Below are 15,735 nucleotides of genomic sequence, written 5' to 3'. Positions count from 1 at the left end.
TAGGACAGGAGAGAGCCCCAAGGGAGTGCCCCTGAATGGAGAAGCCATGACCCTCACCGTGAAGCCCATTCCGATCCTGGACGACAATTACGCCTGGTTCCTGCGCGACGAGGCGACGGGGATGACGGCGGTGATGGACGCGGCCGTGGTGGCGCCCATCGCGGATTTCGTCCAGGCGGAAGGCGGCCGGCTCGACTGGCTGTTGATCACCCACCACCATGGCGACCACATCGCGGGCATCCCTGAGCTGGCGCAGCGCTTCGGCGCCAAGGTGGCGGGGAATGCGAATGACGCGGCACGGCTGCCGCCGCTGGATGTCGTGCTGAAGCCGGGCGACAGCTTCGCGCTGGGCGAGAGCAAGGCCACCATCCTGGACAGCCCGGGCCATACGCGCGGGCACATCGCCTGGAGCTTCGCGGCCGACCACGCCCTGTTCTGCGGGGACACGCTCTTCGCCGTCGGCTGCGGGCGGCTGCTGGAGGGCACGGCCGCCGAGATGTTCGCCTCGCTCGCCGCCTTCGCGCCGCTGCCGGATGCGACGCGCGTCTATTGCGGGCATGAATACACCCTCTCCAACATCCGCTACGCGCTGACGGTCGAGCCCGACAACCTCGCGCTCATGGCCTATTCCGTGCAGGCCAAGGCGCAGCGCGATGCGGGCCAGCCCACCATCCCCACCACCCTTGGCCTGGAGCGGGCGGTGAATCCCTTCGTCCGCGCCAAGGATGTGGCCGAACTCGCGGCGCGCCGCGCCGGAAAGGACAGCTTCCGATGAAACTCCATTACTCCGCCGCCAGCCCCTTCGTCCGCAAGGTGGTGGCCACCGCGATGCATCACGGCATCGCGCTCGAGCGGGTCGCGACCAACCCGCACGCGAGCCCAGCCGATCTGCTGGCCGACAACCCGCTCTCCAAGGTGCCCGCCCTGGTGACGGATCAGGGCCTGACGCTGCCCGACAGCCCGCTCATCTGCGAATATCTCGACAGCATCGGTGGCGCGACGAAGCTCTACCCGACGGGCGAGGCGCGCTGGCCGGCGCTGCGCCTGGCCGCACTGGCCGATGGCATCCTGACCGCCGCCGTGCTGCGCCGCGGCCAGTCGCTGATGCCGGCCGAGGAAGCGCGCGCCGCCACCATCGCGCGGCAGAAGGTGGCGGTGTTCCGCACGCTCGACCTGCTGGAGGCGGAGGGCGTGCCGGCCACGCTGCACATTGGCACGCTCACGCTGGTCTGCGCGCTGGGCTATCTCGATTTCCGCTTCGGCGAAGAGGATTGGCGCCCCGGCCGGCCCCGCCTGCTGGCCTTCTATGACGCGCAGATGGCGAACCCGATCTTCGCCCAGACGGTGCCCGCAGGGTGAGGTTGACCGACCCCGCGCTCGACCCGCGCGCGCTGATCGAAAAGCTCGGGCTGCTGCCGCATCCCGAGGGCGGGCATTACCGCGAGATCTTCCGCCACGCGCCGGAGGATGGCGCGCGCGGGCACAGCACGGCGATCTACTACCTGCTGGGCCCGGGTGACCGCAGCCATTGGCACCGCGTGGATGCCGATGAGGGCTGGCACTGGTATGGCGGCGGCGGCCTCGCGCTGCGACTTTTCGATGGGTCCGGCGTGCGGACGGTCCATCTCGGCCCCGACCTCGCCGCCGGGCAGCGTCCCTTCGCCATGGTGCCGCGCGGGATGTGGCAGGCCGCCGCACCACTCGATGGCTGGGTGCTCTGCGGCTGCACCGTGGCACCCGCCTTCACCTTCGAGGGGTTCGAACTGGCCCCGCCCGGCTGGGAGCCGCATCCATGAGCACATCCCTGGCATGGGACGAGCGCTACACCGGCGGCGAATTCCAGTTCGGCACCGCGCCCAACGAGTATCTGCGCGCGCAGGCCTGGCGCTTCCGGCCCGGCATGGCGACGCTGGCGGTGGGCGATGGCGAGGGACGCAACGGCGTCTGGCTTGCCAAGCTGGGGCTGGCCGTCACCAGCCTCGACTGGTCCGCCGTGGCGGTCGAGAAGGCGCAGGATTTCGCGGCGAAGCGCGGCGTCGAACTCGATGCGCGGCAGGCCGATGTGGCGCGCTGGGACTGGCCCGAGGCGCAATACGACCTGATCGCCTGGATCTACCTGCATTTGCCGCCCGAGGATCGCGCCATTGCGACCGCGGGCTGCCTGCGCGCGCTGAAGCCGGGCGGGCTGCTGGTGCTCGAATGCTTCTCGCCGGCGCAGGAGGGGCGGCGTTCGGGCGGGCCGAAGATACTCAGCCTGCTCTGGGATCGCGCCATCGTCGAACGCGAATTCGCCGGCCTCGAAGTGCTGGAACTGACCGAGGGCGCAGTGCGGCTGGATGAGGGACCGCGCCACCAGGGCCTCGCCGAGGTCGTGCGCTGCGTGCTGCGCAAACCATGATTTGACGGCGCGGGAATTCGTGCCAGCCTCCGGGAAAACATCCGGAGGAACGCTGATGATCCCGCGCCGCGCCCTGCTCGCCACCCCCGTCCTGGCCACGCCCGCCCTCGCCCAGGCCTTCCCCACGCGGCCCATCCGCCTCGTCGTCGGCTTCCCGCCGGGCGGCGGCTCGGACCTCGTGGCACGCCCCATCGCGCAGCGCATGAGCGAGAGCCTGGGCCAGCCCGTGCTGGTGGAGAACCGGGGCGGCGCCAATGGCAATCTCGGCCTCGACGTCGTCGCGAAGAGCGCGCCGGATGGCTACACCTTCGGCCATGTGAACAATGCGGTGATCGCGGTGAACCCGCTGCTCTACCGCAACCTGCCCTTCGATTCCGCGCGGGACTTCGCGCCCATCGCGCTGGCCACCGTGGGCGGGCTGTTCTTCATGGTGCCGGCCGAACTCAATGTCCGCACCCTGCCGGAATTCGTGGCCCTCGCGCGCTCGCGCCCCGGGCAGCTCAATTTCGGCTCGGCCGGGCAAGGTTCGATCACGCAGCTCGCCTTCGAGCTCTTCGCCGCGCAATCCGGCACGCAGATCGAGGTGGTGCATTACCGCGGCAGCGCGCCCGCGCTGCAGGACATGCTGGGCGGGCGCGTGCAGTTCATGATCGACGGCATCAACCTCGCCAAGCCACAGGTGGATTCCGGGCGCGTGCGTGCCATCGCCTTCCTCGGCGGCACCGAGCGCCACCCACTGCTGCCCGATGTGCCGACGGCCGCCGAGCAGGGCATGCCCAACCTCGTGGTGCGCGGCTGGCAGGGCTTCGTCGGCCGCGCGGGCACGCCCGAGCCCATCCTGGAGGCGTTGCAGAACGCGATCCGCGATGCGGTGAACGACCCGGGCGTGCAGAACATCTTCAATGGCCAGGGCATCATCCCGCGCTACCAGGACCGTGCGACCATGGCGCGCCTGATCCGCGAGGAGACGGCGACCTGGCAGCCGATCATCCAGCGGCTTGGGCTGCGCCTGGACTAGACGCGGCTAGACCTCCCGCGCTTCCGCCAGCAGCAGACGCCTCAGCCAGGCATGGCCGGGGTCGCCCTCGAAGCGGCGGTGGAAGATCATGGAGAGCCGCGTATGCCGCACATCCAGCGGCGGCATACGCGTGACGAGCTGCCCGCCCGTCGCCATCTGCGCGGCGAGGCGCGCTGAGAGCGTCATGATCATCTCCGTGCGGCCGAGGATCTCCGGCACGGCCGAGAGATGCGCGACGACGGCGCCGAGCCGCCGCGAAAGGCCGCGCGTGGCGAGAATCGCGTCCAGCGCGCCATCGCGCGAGCCATTGGGCGAATGGAGCAGGTGCGGCACCGAGATGAAGCGCTCCAGCGTCAATTCGCCCCCGGCCAGCGGATGGTCGTGGCGCATCAGCGTGAGGAAGGCCTCGGGCAGCAGGCGCAGCCGCGTGTAGAGCGCGCCGGGCTCCGGCAGCACGGCGATGGCAAGCTGCGCCTCGCCGCGTTCCAGCAGCGCCTCGGCATTGGTGCGGTCGGCGTGGCGGATGGCGAGCAGGCAGTCCGGCGCCTCGCGCGCCATGCGTTCCAGCACACGCGGAGCGAGCGCGGCCTCGGCGTATTCCGAGAAGGCGACGGTGAAGACGCGTCGCGCCGTCGCGGGCTCGAAAGGTGCCTGCACGGCCAGCGCATCGGCCAGGCGGTCCAGTGCCTCGGCCACCGGGCTGGCCAGCGCCGCGGCGAGCGCGGTGGGTTCCACCCCGCCCGGCCGGCGCAGGAACAGCTCATCGCCCAGCGCCGCGCGCAGCCGCGCCAGCGCGTTGGAGACGGCGGGCTGCGAGAGGTTCAGCCGTTGCGCCGCGCGCGTCACATGCCGCTCCCGCGCCACCGCGTCGAAGACGCGCAGCAAGTTGAGGTCGAGCTGCGAGAGTTCGGTCATCGGGCCCCGCCATCATTCATCGCGGTGATGATCCCCGTTCCAAGCCGCGATTGGAAGGGCGAGCGGCGAAGGCGCAGCTTGCGGCCATCGGAACACGCAATCCCCAAGGAGATTTCCGCGATGCCGTCCACCCAGGTCACCACCCCCTATGCCGCCCTGCTGCTGCGGCTCTCCCTTGGCGCGATCATGCTGGCGCATGGCGCCTGGCTGAAGCTCGGCGTCTTCGGCCTGGCCGGCACGATGGGCTTCTTCGGCTCGATCGGCTTCCCGCCCATCCTCGGCGCCATCGTCGCCTTCGGCGAGACGGCGGCGGGCATCGCGCTCATCACCGGCGTGCTGGTGCGCCCGGCGGCGCTGCTGAGCCTGCCCATCCTGATCGGCGCCACCGCGATGCATGCGGGCAATGGCTGGCTCTTCTCGGCGCCGCAGGGCGGCTGGGAATTCCCGGCCTTCCTGACGGCGGCGATGCTGGTGCAGGCGGGCCTCGGCGCCGGCGCCCATGCGCTGGACGTCTCCCGCCTGCTGGGCCGGGCGCCGGCCACCCGCACCGCCTGACCCAGTCGGGCCATCCGGCCACTTCGCGCGAGAGGGCGGCGTCCAGGAGACTGGGCGCCGCCCTCTTCGCTTGCGCCCCGCCCTGCGCGGGGCGCCGCCATGGCCTGGCACCGGCGGCCCGGCGCCGATTCGTCCGGTACAATTTTTAGTTGTAACCGCCATGACTAATGTGATTGCATTCCTCCAACAAAAACAACCTGAACGTGCATGAAAAGGGGAATTCTCCCCAGGACGCATGGAGGACGGCAAGGAGGGAGCGTTGCTCCTCACCGAGGAGCGGGTCCTGCCCATCCCACCCCTCAAGGCGGAGCTGCTCTCCTCGATCAAGGCGGCCGGGCGTCTGGTCCATGCGCTTGCCGCCGCGCCGGAGCGCGCGATGCAGTCCAAGCTCTCCAAGATGGCGATCGGCGCCGCCAACCTGGCGGTAGAGATCGCGGAAGCGCAGTTCGGCGCGCTCAACCCCAACCGCGCCATCATCTACCAGGATGGCGAAGGCGGCTTCACCTGCGGCAGCACGGGCAAGCCGCCCATCCCCTTCCCCTGGCCGCCCCGCCCCATCAAGGAACCGCAGGACCTCGTCCGCCAGGGCGTGATCGAGGCCGATGTGCTGGAGCTGATCCGCGCCGCCAAGGCGGGCGGGCGCGACCTCACCCAGGTGTTCGAGAAGCCGGCGGCAGCGGCGAAGGAACTGGGCCTCAAGCTCAGCGGCAAGAATGCCGAGGCGCTGCAGCTCCTCGCCCCCTCCAACCTGGCCCGCATCCAGGACCCGGTGGACCAGGAGGTGATGAAGATGTTCCACGCCGTCCTGAAGGATGGCCGCTTCACCACCGACTGGTTCGACCGCCCGAAGGCCGTGGCGGATACGCTGAAGGTCAAGGTGAGCGAGGCGGCGCTGGAGCGCATCATCGCCGTGGGCGGCCGCGGCTCGCTGGCGGACCGGCTCTCGGATGGCGGCACGGCGATCGCGGCGGGGGTGATCTGGGCGGGCGTCTGCATCGCTGTCGGCACACTCTTCGTCGGGCAGATGAACCCGATCGACAGCCTCATCCGGGACCGCTCCGGCGTCGAGAAGTTCTAGCCGCGCCATGGATGCGGTGCCCCCCGCCTGGCCGCCCGTGCGGCCCTACGCCCGGGAGGATCGTCCGGAGCCGGAGATCCTCCTGGTCAGCATGCCCTGGACCAATGTGATCGAGCCCGGCCTCGGCCTCGCCCTGCTCAAGGCGATCCTGGCCAGGCGCGGGGTGCAGACGCGGGTGCTGCACCTCAACCTCTTCGCGCTCGAATTCCTGAAGGCGAGCACCTATGACGGCATCAGCGTCGTCTATGCGCTGAACGACTTCCTGTTCAGCCATGGGCTCGACCCCGTGGTGACCGACGCGCAGCGCCGGCACCTGCGCGTGAAGGCGGAGGACCTGGCCTTCGCCGGCGCGCTGGATCCAGAGCGCGTGGGCTCGGTCGATGCGGTGATCGAACGCCTGCTGCACCTGCGGGCCGAGGTCATTCCCCGCTGGCTGGAACGCTGGGCGGATGAGCTTGCGGCCTCACCCGCGCGGCTCATCGGCTTCACCTGCATGTTCGACCAGACGATCGCCTCGCTGGCGCTCGCGAAGCTGGTGAAGCAACGCGCGCCGGAGAAGCTTGTGGCGCTCGGCGGCTATGCCGTGCGGGACCCGACCGGCAGCATGGTGATGCAAAGCCATCCCTGGGTGGACGCCATCTGCACGGGCGAGGGCGAGACGACCATCCTCGACCTCGCCGAAGCCGCACGCGGCGCGCGGCCGCTCCATGCGGTGCGCGGCATCCTGCATCGCGGGGCCGATGGCGCCATCATCGCCACGCCGGCGGCGCCCAAGGCCGATCTCGATGCCAATCCGGTGCCGGACTACAGCGACTTCTTCGCCGACACGGCGCGACTTTCCGCCGAGTGCCAGGTGGACCTCACCCCTGCCTCCATCCCGGTCGAGAATTCGCGCGGCTGCTGGTGGGGGGCGAAGCATCACTGCGTCTTCTGCGGCATCGACAAGCCCGACCTCGTCTACCGCCACCGCGCGGCGGAGACGGTGCTGGAAGGGCTGCGCACATTGCGCGCGCGGCATGGCATGTCGAGCTTCCGCTTCTCGGACTACATCCTGCCGCACGGCTTCTACAAGACGCTGCTGCCCATGCTGGCGGCGGAGCAGCCGAAATTCACCCTGAGCTGCGAGATGAAATCCAATGTGACGGAGGAGCATTTCCGCCTGCTCGCCGATGCCGGCTTCCACGAGGTGCAGCCCGGCATCGAGAGCTTCAGCAGCGAGGTGCTGCGGCGGATCGACAAGGGCGTCACCGCCATCCAGAACGTCTTCACGCTCAAGCTCGGCCGCAAATACGGCATCCGGATCCTCTACAACATCCTCTACGGCTTCCCGGACGACACGCTGCCCGAGTACCGGCGGATGGAGACGCTGCTGCCCAAGCTCGCGCATTTCGACCCGCCGGTCTCCTGCGTGCCGGTGCAGGTGACGCGCTACGCGCCGCTGCAGGCGACGCCGGAGCGCTTCGGCATTCCGCCCGCGGCCCATGGGCCGACCTATGAGCTGATCTTCTCGCGCGACTATGTCGAGCGCACCGGCTTTCGCTACGAGGATTTCTGCTACTATTTCGAACGCGGCTGGGAAAACTCGCTGCACCTGCAGCAGAGCTACGGCCGCATCCATGACACGGTGAAGGCCTGGGGCATCCCGCAGAACGACCTCTTCGCCAGCCTGCACATCCTGCAAACGCTCCCGGATGGCGGCGCGCTGGTGCTCGACAGCCGCGGCGGCATCCGGCGGGAGCATGCGCTCGACGCCCTCGCCCTGGCGGTGCTGGAGGTGACGGACCGCCCGGTGAGCGAGGCCGCGTTGCTGGAGGGCCTGGGTGGCGCGCACCCGGCACCCGCCATCGCCGCCGCGCTGGCCTGGCTCGAAGCGGAGGATCTCGTGATCCGCGAGGATGACCGCCTGCTCTCGCTGGTCCTGCCCTGTGCCCCGGTGAGCGAGGGCAGCTATCGCACCGGCGTGACTCTGCCCGAGGCGGTTCCCGCCTGACGGGCGGCGCGTCAGCCGCCCAGCAGCGTGGTCACCCGCGCGAATGGCGGCCAGGCGGCGGCGATGACATCGCTGTAGAAGACCAGCCCGGCCAGCGCCAGCAGCACCGTGGCGAGACTCGCCGCCCAGGCGAAGCCCAGGGCAAGCCCCCGCCGGCGCCCCCCGGCGCGGGCGGTCCGCCGCTGCAAGACGAGGGGATTGAGCGGTGGCGGACTCGCTGGCGATGCGTGGCGGGCGGGCGGCGCGACAGGGGGCGTTTCGGGGGGCAAGGCAGGCGGCGGCGCGTCAGGCGGCGGCGCAGTAGGCTCCGGCGCCGGAGCAGCCGCCTCAGGGGCCGGGGCCTCCACCACGGCCGAGGCGGCTTCAGCTGCGGGAATCTCCGCCACGGGCGGCTCCGCCGGGGGGGCCTCCTCGACGGCGGGGGCGGGCGGCAACTCGGGCACCCAGGTCTCGCCGCAAGCCGCGCAGCGCAGCGGCTTGCCCTGGGCGAGCAGCGCCTCAGGGACTCGATAGGTCGCGGCGCAATTCGGGCAGGCAATGTCCATGTCGGTGTCGCATGTGCCAAGGCGGCCGGCATCCTGCAACCGCCGGTTTGCTTTATCCTGAACGGCGCTGCGAAACTCCACGCATGGTGCGATTCTCCCAGGTCGGGCTGCGCTACCCGGAGGGCGACGGCTACTGGACCCTGTCCGATGTCAGCTTCGCGCTGGCGCCGGGCAGCTACACTTGGCTCCTCGGCCCCTCCGGGGCGGGGAAGTCGAGCCTGCTTGGCCTCATCAGCCTTTCACTGCGCGCCACCGAGGGCGAGGTGGAGGTGCTCGGCTCGCGCATCCGCCGCCTGCCGCGCCGCGCCTTCCCCGCGCTGCGGCGGCGCATCGGCGTGGTGTTCCAGGATTACCGCCTGCTGCCGCATCTCTCGGTCTATGAGAACGCGGCCCTGCCGCTGCGCATCCAGGGGCTGACAGAGGCGCGCCTCGCCGCCGATGTGCGGGAGATCCTGCGCTGGGTCGGCCTGCTCGACCGCGCCGAGGCGCCGCCCTCCACCCTCTCGGGCGGCGAGCAGCAGCGCCTCGCCCTGGCGCGCGCCGTGGTGGCCCGCCCCGCGCTGCTGGTGGCGGACGAGCCGACCGGCAATCTCGACGCCGCCCAGGCACGCCGCGTCATCAGCCTGCTGCGCGAGATGCACCGCATGGGCACCACGGTGATCGTCGCCACCCACAGCGAGGAATTGCCGGAGGAATACCCCGCCCCCACCCTGCGGCTCGATGCCGGGCGGCTGGTGAGCCATGGCTGAGGGGCGCCGCCTCAAGGGGCGCGATCCGCTCGGGCTGCGCCGTGCCCTGGCGGACCGGCTGCTGCCCGCGCTGGTGGCGGCCATGGCGCTCCTGGCCGCCCTCGCCATCGCCGGCGCCGACGGCGCGGGGCGCCTCGCCGAACGCTGGCAGCAGGGCGAGGCCGGGCAATTGCTGCTGCAACTCCCGCGGGATGCGGCGCCCGAGCCGGTGATCACGCGACTCGCCGCCCTGCCCGGCGTCACCTCGGTGACGGCCGTGCCGGATGAGCGGCTGCGCCAGCTTCTCGCCCCCTGGCTCGGCGAGGTGCCGAGCCTGCCGCTGCCCCGCATGCTGGCCATCACCCTGCCGGCCGGGGCGGATCACCAGCCGCTCCTGGAGGCGGTGCAGGCGATCCCCGGCGCGCAGCTCGAGTTGCGCAGCGAGGCGGTGCGGCTGGCCATGCGGCTTGCGGACGGGCTGCGCAGCCTCTCCCTCGCCATGCTCGGGCTGATCGGGCTGGTCGGCGCCGCGCTGGTCGCGGTGGCGACGCGCGCGGGCATCGCGGCGCGGCGCGAGACCATCGTGATCCTGCACGAGTTGGGCGCCCGGGATGCCGACATTGCCGGGCGCTTCGCGCGGCGGCTCGGCTGGCTCTGCTTCCTGGGCGCGCTCGGGGGGCTCGCCATCGCGCTGCCGGCGCTGTGGTTCCTGGCGATGCAGGCGCTGCCCGTGGTGTTGGCGCGCGACGCGCAGATCGGCGACCTGCCCTGGCCGCTGCTGGCGCTGGTGCCACCGGCCGCCGCCGTCATCGGCTGGCTGACCGCCCTGATCACGCTGCGCGCCTGGCTGCGCCGCTTGCCCTGACCGCCCGCTTGGTGCCAAGCGGGGGCATGCGCCTTCTTGTTCTCGATGCCGCCCTCTCCCGCTGCCTCGCCGCCATGGTGGAGGAGGAGCGCGTGCTGATGGAGCGCGTGCATGAGGGGGCGCATGGCCAGGCCGCCGCCCTGCCGCCACTGGCCGAGGCGGTGCTGCAGACCGATGTGGATGCGGTCGCGGTCGGCGTGGGCCCGGGCAGCTTCACCGGGCTGCGGACGGCGATCGCCCTCGCCCAGGGCATCGGCCTCGCGCGCGGCATCCCGGTCATCCCGGTGACGACGGGCGAGGCGCTGGTGGCGATGGGCGACCCCGCCTTCCCCGCCTGGGCGGTGACCGAGAACCGCCGTGGCGACCTCTTCCTGGAGCGGCCGGACGCCCCCCCTTGCGTGGTGGCGGAGGCCGCGCTGCCCAGGCCCGAGGGCCTCACCTGGATCATGGGCGATGGCGCGCCGCGTGCCGTGGCGCGGATGCGCGCGCGTGGCTGGCCCGCCGGCCTTGGCGATGCGCGGCGGATCGAGGCCGCGGCGCTGGCCCGCGTGGCGCTGCGGCGCCTGCGGGGCGAGATGCCGGCGCTGGCGCTGGAGCCGCTCTACGTCGAGCCGCCGGCCACCACGTGAAGCTCATCGCCGCCACCGCCGCGGATGCGGAAGCGCTCGCGCTGCTGCATGCGGCCGCCTTCCCGCCCGGCGCCGCCTGGAATGCGGGCACGATCGCGACGCTGCTTGGCATGGAGGGCGTGGTGGGGCTGTGGGGCCCGGGCGGCTTCATCCTGGCGCGCCGCGTGCTGGACGAGGCGGAGATCCTCACGCTGGCCGTGCATCCCGATCACCGCCGCCAGGGCCTGGGCGAGGCGCTGGTGGAGACGGCGGCGGTGGTGACGGCGGCGGCGGGGGCGCGGGTGATGTTCCTGGAGGTGGCCGAGGAGAATGCGCCGGCCATGGCGCTCTATGCCAAGGCCGGCTTCGAGAAGGCCGGGCGCCGGCGCGACTATTATGCGCCGGGCGCCCATGCCTGGCTGCTGCGGCGTTCCCTCGAGGGGTAGCGCGCTCAGCGATGGGCCGGCTGCCCGCGCTCGCCACAGGCGTAGTTGTGGGAGTGGACCAGGCCGTCGTCGAATTCCTCCGGCCGCGTCGTCAGCGGGCGATGCGCCATGCGGCCGCGCTCGCTGCACGCATAGTTGTGGGAGTGGACCAGGCCATCATCGTGATTGTCGTTCATCGGATGTCTCCTTCGGGTTGGCAAGAACACGTGAAGAAAAAGCACTGCACTTCGGGATTCCGAGCCGAATAGGCACGGCAGGATGCTTCAGCATCCCGAAGCCAATCGCGCGGAGCGCGCGCCCGGCGCTTGAGGGCGTCAAACAAACTGCGCCGCTTCGGTGCTGTCCTTCAGCGCGGTGGTGCTGGCCTTGCCGCCGCTCGCGGCGTTCGCGATCGCGTCGAAATAGCCCACACCCACCTCGCGCTGGTGGCGCACAGCCGTGAAGCCGTTCACCTCCTCGGCGAATTCGGCCTGCTGCAGTTCGCTATAGGCGCCCATGCCGCGCTCGGCATAGCCACGCGCCAGCTTGAACATGGAGAGGTTCAGGCTGTGGAATCCGGCCAGCGTGACGAATTGGAACTTGTAGCCCATGGCGCCCAGTTCGCGCTGGAACTGGGCGGCGGCCTCCACGCCCATCTTCCGCTGCCAGTTGAAGCTGGGCGAGCAGTTGTAGGCCAGCATCTTGCCCGGGAACTGCCGGTGGATCGCCTCGGCGAAGTCGCGCGCATCGTCGAGGTCCGGGTCGGAGGTCTCCCACCAGAGCAGGTCGGCATAGGGAGCGTAGGCGAGGCTGCGGGCGATGGCGTAGGCCTTGCCCCTGCCGGGCTTGATGCGGAAGAAGCCCTCGGGCGTGCGCTCGCCGCTGAGGAAGGGGCGGTCGCGCTCATCCACGTCGCTGGTGAGAAGCTGTGCGGATTCCGCATCGGTGCGGCAGAGCAGGACCGTGCTCACACCCTCGACATCGGCGGCGAGGCGCGCGGCGTTCAGCGTGCGGATGTGCTGGCTGATCGGCACCAGCACCTTGCCGCCGAGATGGCCGCACTTCTTCTCGCTGGCCAGCTGGTCCTCGAAATGCACGCCGGCGGCGCCCGCCTCGATCATGGCGCGCATCAGCTCATAGGCGTTGAGCGCCCCGCCGAAGCCCGCTTCCGCATCGGCGATGATGGGCGCCATGTAGTGGGTGCGGTCATCGCCGCTGCCGTCATGCCGCTCCATGGTGGCGATCTGGTCCGCGCGGCGCAGCGCGTTGTTGATCCGGCGGATCACGTTGGGCACGCTGTCCACCGGATAGAGCGACTGGTCAGGATACATGGTGTTGGCCGAATTGGCGTCGGCCGCGACCTGCCAGCCGGAGAGGTAGATGGCCTTCAGCCCCGCCTTCACCTGCTGCAGCGCCTGCATGCCGGTCATGGCGCCGAGCGTCGTCACCTGCGGCTCGGTGCGGAGCAGGTGCCAGAGGCGGCGGGCGCCCATCTCGGCCAGGGTGTGCTGGGTGCGGAAGCTGCCGGCGAGGCGCGCGACATCGCCCGGGGTATAGTCCCGGCGGATGCCGTCGAAGCGGCCGGGCTCACCGCCCGAGCCGGGGGGCATGCCGTCGGGCGCGGTCAGCTTGGTGGTTTCGGGGCGCATCGGAAAATCTCCTCAGGTCTGGGCGACCTGTGAAAGATTGACATTGCGCCCCGCCAAGTCACGCGTAAAACTGCCCCAGACACGGCAAGACTGTTCAGCCGGCGACATTTCAGCCCGCAATTCAGTCAATGTTGTAAAGAGGAGAGTGCCATGGCCCGCCCGCTGATCGGCCGCACCGTCCGTCGCATCCGCACCGAGCGCGGCATGACGCAGCAGGCGCTCGCCGCGCGGCTGGGCATCTCCGCCAGCTATCTGAACCTGATCGAGCATGACCAGCGCTCGGTCACCGCCGCCGTCCTGTTCAAGCTGACGGAGGCACTGGGCGTGGATCTCGCCGCGCTCTCCGGCCATGCGGAACGCCAGCTGGAGGCCGGACTGCGCGAGGTGCTGGCCGATCCCGTGCTGGGGCTGGATTCCGTCCCCGAAGGCGAGTTGCAGGCGATGGCGGCGGCCGCGCCCAATGCCTCGCGCGGCGTGCTTGCGCTCTATCGCGCCTGGCGCGTGGCGCGGGAGGACAGCTCCGGAATCGCGCTCCCCTCGGGCCGGCGCCTGCTGCTGCCGACGGAGGAGGCGCGCGACTTCTTCCACGAGCGCGGCAACCACTTCCCCGAGTTGGAGCGCTTTGGGGAGAAGCTTGGCGCAGAGTTGCGCGCGACGCCGGCCGAGATGAACCACGCCATCGCCGAACGGCTGCGCAACGCGCATGGCGTGCGCGTGACGGTGGCGCCGATGCCCGAGAGCGACCGCCGCTTCGACCAGCGCACGCGTGACCTCTGGCTCGCGGAATCGCTGCCCCGCGAATCCCGCGGCTTCCGCATGGCCTTCCAGCTCATGCTGATGGAAGCGCGCGAGGTGGTGGATGCGACGCTGGGCGAGGAACCGCCCTCGAGCACGGAGGCCACGCAGCTCATCCGCATCGGGCTGCTGAACTATGCGGCCGCCGTACTGCTCATGCCCTACCTGCCCTTCCTGCATGCGGCGCGCGAGCTGCGGCACGATGTCGAGAAGCTCGCCGCGCGTTTCGGCGTCTCCTACGAGCAGGCGGCGCAGCGGCTTTCGACCTTGCAGCGCGAGGGGCACCGCGGCGTGCCCTTCTTCTTCCTGCGCGCGGATACGGCGGGCAACGTGACCAAGCGCTTCGCCGCGGCGGGCTTCCCCTTCGCGCGCTTCGGCGGAAGCTGCCCCAAATGGGTGGTGCACCACGCCTTCGGCACGCCCGAGCAGGTGCGCGTGCAGGCGGCGGAACTGCCGGATGGCGCCGCCTTCCTCTGTATCGCCAAGGCCGTGCACGGACCCACCCCGCGCTGGGGCGAGCCCTCCCCCACGCATGTGGTGGCGATCGGTTGCGACATCGCCCGCGCCTCCGAGCTGGTCTATGCGGATGGGCTGGACCTGACGACGGCCCGCGTGGGCATCGGCCTCTCCTGCCGGCTCTGCGACCGTGCCGATTGCCGCAGCCGCGCCTTCCCACCGCTGGAGCACCGGCTGCGGCTGGACGCCAATGACGATGGCGGCTCGCCCTGGCGCTTCGAGCCGAAGGCGAAGCCGCCACAACGCGCCTAGGCCCGGCCGACGCGGCTCGCGCCTGCCGGGGGCCAAAGGCCGTGCGGCGCCGGGTTCGGGCCATCCGCGTGCAACCCGGGGCACCGAACGCCGTTGCATGGAAGATTCCTCATCTCCCGGCCGCTTTCGTATCTCTGGCGGAACAAGACGGAAGGCGGCAAGGTGCCCTTCACCCGCCGCAAGGTTCAGGAGACAGCGGACCGTGATCGAGATCTTTGGCCGCGTGAACAGCGTGAATGTGTGGAAGCCGCTCTGGGTGCTGGAGGAGCTGGGCCAGCCCTACGAGCGGCACGATGCCGGCATGGAGCATGGCGTGGTGGACACGCCCGAATACCGCGCGCTCAACCCCAATGGCCGGATCCCCTCGCTCCGCCATGACGGCATGGAACTCTGGGAGAGCAACAGCGTCTGCCGCTATCTCTGCATGATGGTGGGCAGCGACGCGCGCGGCCTCTATCCGGAGGCGGCGGGCGCGCGGGCCAGCGTGGATCGCTGGCTGGACTGGCAGCTCTCCACCCTCTCGCCCGCCGAGCGCGACCTGTTCTGGAACATGGTCCGCACGCCCGCGGCGAAGCGCGACATGAAGGCGGTGGCGGCGGCGGTGACCAACAGCGCGCGCTGCTGGGCCATCCTGGAAGCGCGCCTCGGCGACGGCCGGCCCTTCATCGAGGGCAAGGCCTTCACGCTGGCCGACATCGTGCTCGGCTGCTATGCGCGGCGCTGGTTCGGGCCCGAGGTGCAGGTGCCGGGCATGCCGGAATTCCCGGCGCTGGCCGCCTGGTATGCGCGCCTCGGCGAGCGCGAGGGCTTCCGGAAATGGGTCGCCCCCGCGCTGTTCTGACCGGCGGCTATTCCGGCCGGAAGCGGGTGATCTTCGTGCCGTTGAGCGCCAGGGCCGCCATCAGGCCGCGCTGGCCGAAGGTGATGGAGTAGACCGGCTCGCGCAGCGTCGTGATGCTGGCATTGGCCTGCAGGCCGTGGTCCAGCGCCACCACGCTCGGGCCGGTGCCGATCTCCCAGCCGTCGGCGGCCATCAGCGCCCGGAGCGCCGCCTCGTTCATGAAGAACATGGCGATGCCGGCGGTCTGCGCGCCGGCGATCAGGCCGAAGCTGGCGCCGGCGATGCGGTAATGGCCCTCGGTCTCGCGGCCGCGGATCAGCGCGCCCTCGCCGAATTGCCCGCCCACGATGAACCCGCCGCTGATGATGCGGGGAAAGATCAGGATGGCGTGCGCGGCGCTGACGAGGGGGCGGACATGCTCCATGCCGCGCAGGGTCTCGAGCGCGATCGCAACCTCCGCGTCGATCTCGCGCCGGCTGGCCGCGGCCGCGGGGCCGGACAGGAGCGGGAGCGCGGCCAGGGCCGGCAGATGGGCGATCAGATGGCGACGATTCAAG

At 70.9% G+C, this 15,735-nt stretch carries 19 protein-coding genes; 14 read left to right on the top strand and 5 right to left on the bottom strand.

Annotated elements, in window-relative coordinates; genetic code table 11:
- The first annotated feature begins 46 nt into the window (after window positions 1-46).
- Genes gloB through R9Z33_RS05395 form a run of 5 tightly spaced genes read left to right on the top strand, consistent with a single transcriptional unit; the run spans window position 47 to window position 3,416 of the window.
- Window positions 47-775, top strand: coding sequence for a hydroxyacylglutathione hydrolase (gene gloB, locus R9Z33_RS05415; protein ID WP_318650281.1), 729 nt, complete (start codon window positions 47-49; stop codon window positions 773-775).
- Entirely contained in the window at window positions 772-1,359 is a 588-nt protein-coding gene (locus tag R9Z33_RS05410) for a glutathione S-transferase N-terminal domain-containing protein (RefSeq protein WP_318650280.1), read from the top strand. The genes gloB and R9Z33_RS05410 overlap by 4 nt, the downstream gene beginning before the upstream one ends.
- Entirely contained in the window at window positions 1,356-1,796 is a 441-nt protein-coding gene (locus R9Z33_RS05405) for a cupin domain-containing protein (RefSeq protein ID WP_318650279.1), read from the top strand. The genes R9Z33_RS05410 and R9Z33_RS05405 overlap by 4 nt, the downstream gene beginning before the upstream one ends.
- The gene (locus tag R9Z33_RS05400) at window positions 1,793-2,398 is read left to right on the top strand and encodes an SAM-dependent methyltransferase (RefSeq protein WP_318650278.1); all 606 of its coding nucleotides are present in this window, start codon (window positions 1,793-1,795) and stop codon (window positions 2,396-2,398) included. The genes R9Z33_RS05405 and R9Z33_RS05400 overlap by 4 nt, the downstream gene beginning before the upstream one ends.
- A 55-nt stretch (window positions 2,399-2,453) precedes the next feature.
- The gene (locus R9Z33_RS05395; RefSeq protein WP_318650277.1) at window positions 2,454-3,416 is read left to right on the top strand and encodes a Bug family tripartite tricarboxylate transporter substrate binding protein; all 963 of its coding nucleotides are present in this window, start codon (window positions 2,454-2,456) and stop codon (window positions 3,414-3,416) included.
- A gap of 6 nt (window positions 3,417-3,422) precedes the next feature.
- Here the strand turns inward: R9Z33_RS05395 and R9Z33_RS05390 are convergent, their stop codons facing one another.
- Window positions 3,423-4,331, bottom strand: coding sequence for a LysR family transcriptional regulator (locus R9Z33_RS05390; RefSeq protein ID WP_318650276.1), 909 nt, complete (start codon window positions 4,329-4,331; stop codon window positions 3,423-3,425).
- Between the two features lie 120 nt (window positions 4,332-4,451).
- Here R9Z33_RS05390 and R9Z33_RS05385 point away from each other — a divergent pair, with 120 nt between their 5' ends.
- The 3 genes from R9Z33_RS05385 to R9Z33_RS05375 all read left to right on the top strand — a co-directional run bounded on the left by R9Z33_RS05385 (window position 4,452) and on the right by R9Z33_RS05375 (window position 7,954).
- The gene (locus tag R9Z33_RS05385; RefSeq protein WP_318650275.1) at window positions 4,452-4,886 is read left to right on the top strand and encodes a DoxX family protein; all 435 of its coding nucleotides are present in this window, start codon (window positions 4,452-4,454) and stop codon (window positions 4,884-4,886) included.
- Window positions 4,887-5,145: 259 nt separating this feature from the next.
- A complete protein-coding gene (locus tag R9Z33_RS05380) occupies window positions 5,146-5,964 on the top strand; it encodes a hypothetical protein (protein WP_318650274.1) in 819 nt (272 codons plus the stop codon).
- Between the two features lie 7 nt (window positions 5,965-5,971).
- Window positions 5,972-7,954 carry a RiPP maturation radical SAM C-methyltransferase gene (locus tag R9Z33_RS05375; RefSeq protein WP_318650273.1) on the top strand — a complete coding sequence of 661 codons (1,983 nt, stop codon included), beginning with the start codon at window positions 5,972-5,974 and terminating at the stop codon, window positions 7,952-7,954.
- Between the two features lie 11 nt (window positions 7,955-7,965).
- Here the strand turns inward: R9Z33_RS05375 and R9Z33_RS05370 are convergent, their stop codons facing one another.
- Window positions 7,966-8,499 (bottom strand): zinc-ribbon domain-containing protein, encoded by a 534-nt coding sequence (locus R9Z33_RS05370; protein ID WP_318650272.1) that lies wholly within the window; start codon window positions 8,497-8,499, stop codon window positions 7,966-7,968.
- A gap of 83 nt (window positions 8,500-8,582) precedes the next feature.
- Between R9Z33_RS05370 and R9Z33_RS05365 the strand changes: the two genes are divergently transcribed.
- From R9Z33_RS05365 to R9Z33_RS05350, 4 genes are read left to right on the top strand one after another with little or no spacing between them, the layout of a single operon-like run.
- On the top strand, window positions 8,583-9,248 hold the full coding sequence (locus R9Z33_RS05365; protein WP_318650271.1) for a cell division ATP-binding protein FtsE: 666 nt from the start codon (window positions 8,583-8,585) through the stop codon (window positions 9,246-9,248).
- A complete protein-coding gene (locus R9Z33_RS05360; RefSeq protein ID WP_318650270.1) occupies window positions 9,241-10,092 on the top strand; it encodes a cell division protein FtsX in 852 nt (283 codons plus the stop codon). The genes R9Z33_RS05365 and R9Z33_RS05360 overlap by 8 nt, the downstream gene beginning before the upstream one ends.
- Before the next feature lie 26 nt (window positions 10,093-10,118).
- Entirely contained in the window at window positions 10,119-10,721 is a 603-nt protein-coding gene (gene tsaB / locus R9Z33_RS05355) for a tRNA (adenosine(37)-N6)-threonylcarbamoyltransferase complex dimerization subunit type 1 TsaB (protein WP_318650269.1), read from the top strand.
- Entirely contained in the window at window positions 10,718-11,146 is a 429-nt protein-coding gene (locus R9Z33_RS05350; RefSeq protein ID WP_318650268.1) for a GNAT family N-acetyltransferase, read from the top strand. The genes tsaB and R9Z33_RS05350 overlap by 4 nt, the downstream gene beginning before the upstream one ends.
- A gap of 5 nt (window positions 11,147-11,151) precedes the next feature.
- Here R9Z33_RS05350 and R9Z33_RS05345 read toward each other — a convergent pair whose 3' ends face one another.
- Complete coding sequence (locus R9Z33_RS05345) at window positions 11,152-11,322, bottom strand: hypothetical protein (RefSeq protein WP_318650267.1); 171 nt, start codon at window positions 11,320-11,322, stop codon at window positions 11,152-11,154.
- 138 nt (window positions 11,323-11,460) lie between these two features.
- Complete coding sequence (aceA, locus tag R9Z33_RS05340) at window positions 11,461-12,735, bottom strand: isocitrate lyase (RefSeq protein WP_318651617.1); 1,275 nt, start codon at window positions 12,733-12,735, stop codon at window positions 11,461-11,463.
- A 189-nt stretch (window positions 12,736-12,924) separates the two neighbouring features.
- Here aceA and R9Z33_RS05335 point away from each other — a divergent pair, with 189 nt between their 5' ends.
- Window positions 12,925-14,337, top strand: a complete 1,413-nt coding sequence (locus R9Z33_RS05335; RefSeq protein ID WP_318650266.1) for a helix-turn-helix domain-containing protein — start codon at window positions 12,925-12,927, stop codon at window positions 14,335-14,337.
- A 202-nt stretch (window positions 14,338-14,539) separates the two neighbouring features.
- Window positions 14,540-15,178, top strand: coding sequence for a glutathione S-transferase family protein (locus R9Z33_RS05330; RefSeq protein WP_318650265.1), 639 nt, complete (start codon window positions 14,540-14,542; stop codon window positions 15,176-15,178).
- 7 nt (window positions 15,179-15,185) lie between these two features.
- On the opposite strand, the gene R9Z33_RS05325 is transcribed toward R9Z33_RS05330, so the two are convergent.
- Window positions 15,186-15,734, bottom strand: a complete 549-nt coding sequence (locus R9Z33_RS05325) for a lipid-binding SYLF domain-containing protein (protein WP_318650264.1) — start codon at window positions 15,732-15,734, stop codon at window positions 15,186-15,188.
- Window position 15,735 lies beyond the last annotated feature (1 nt).

The organism is Sediminicoccus rosea (assembly GCF_033547095.1).
GTDB classification, from domain to species: domain Bacteria; phylum Pseudomonadota; class Alphaproteobacteria; order Acetobacterales; family Acetobacteraceae; genus Roseococcus; species Roseococcus rosea.
Note: the sequence above shows the minus strand (reverse complement) of the source record. Positions and strands in the feature narration are given on the sequence as shown.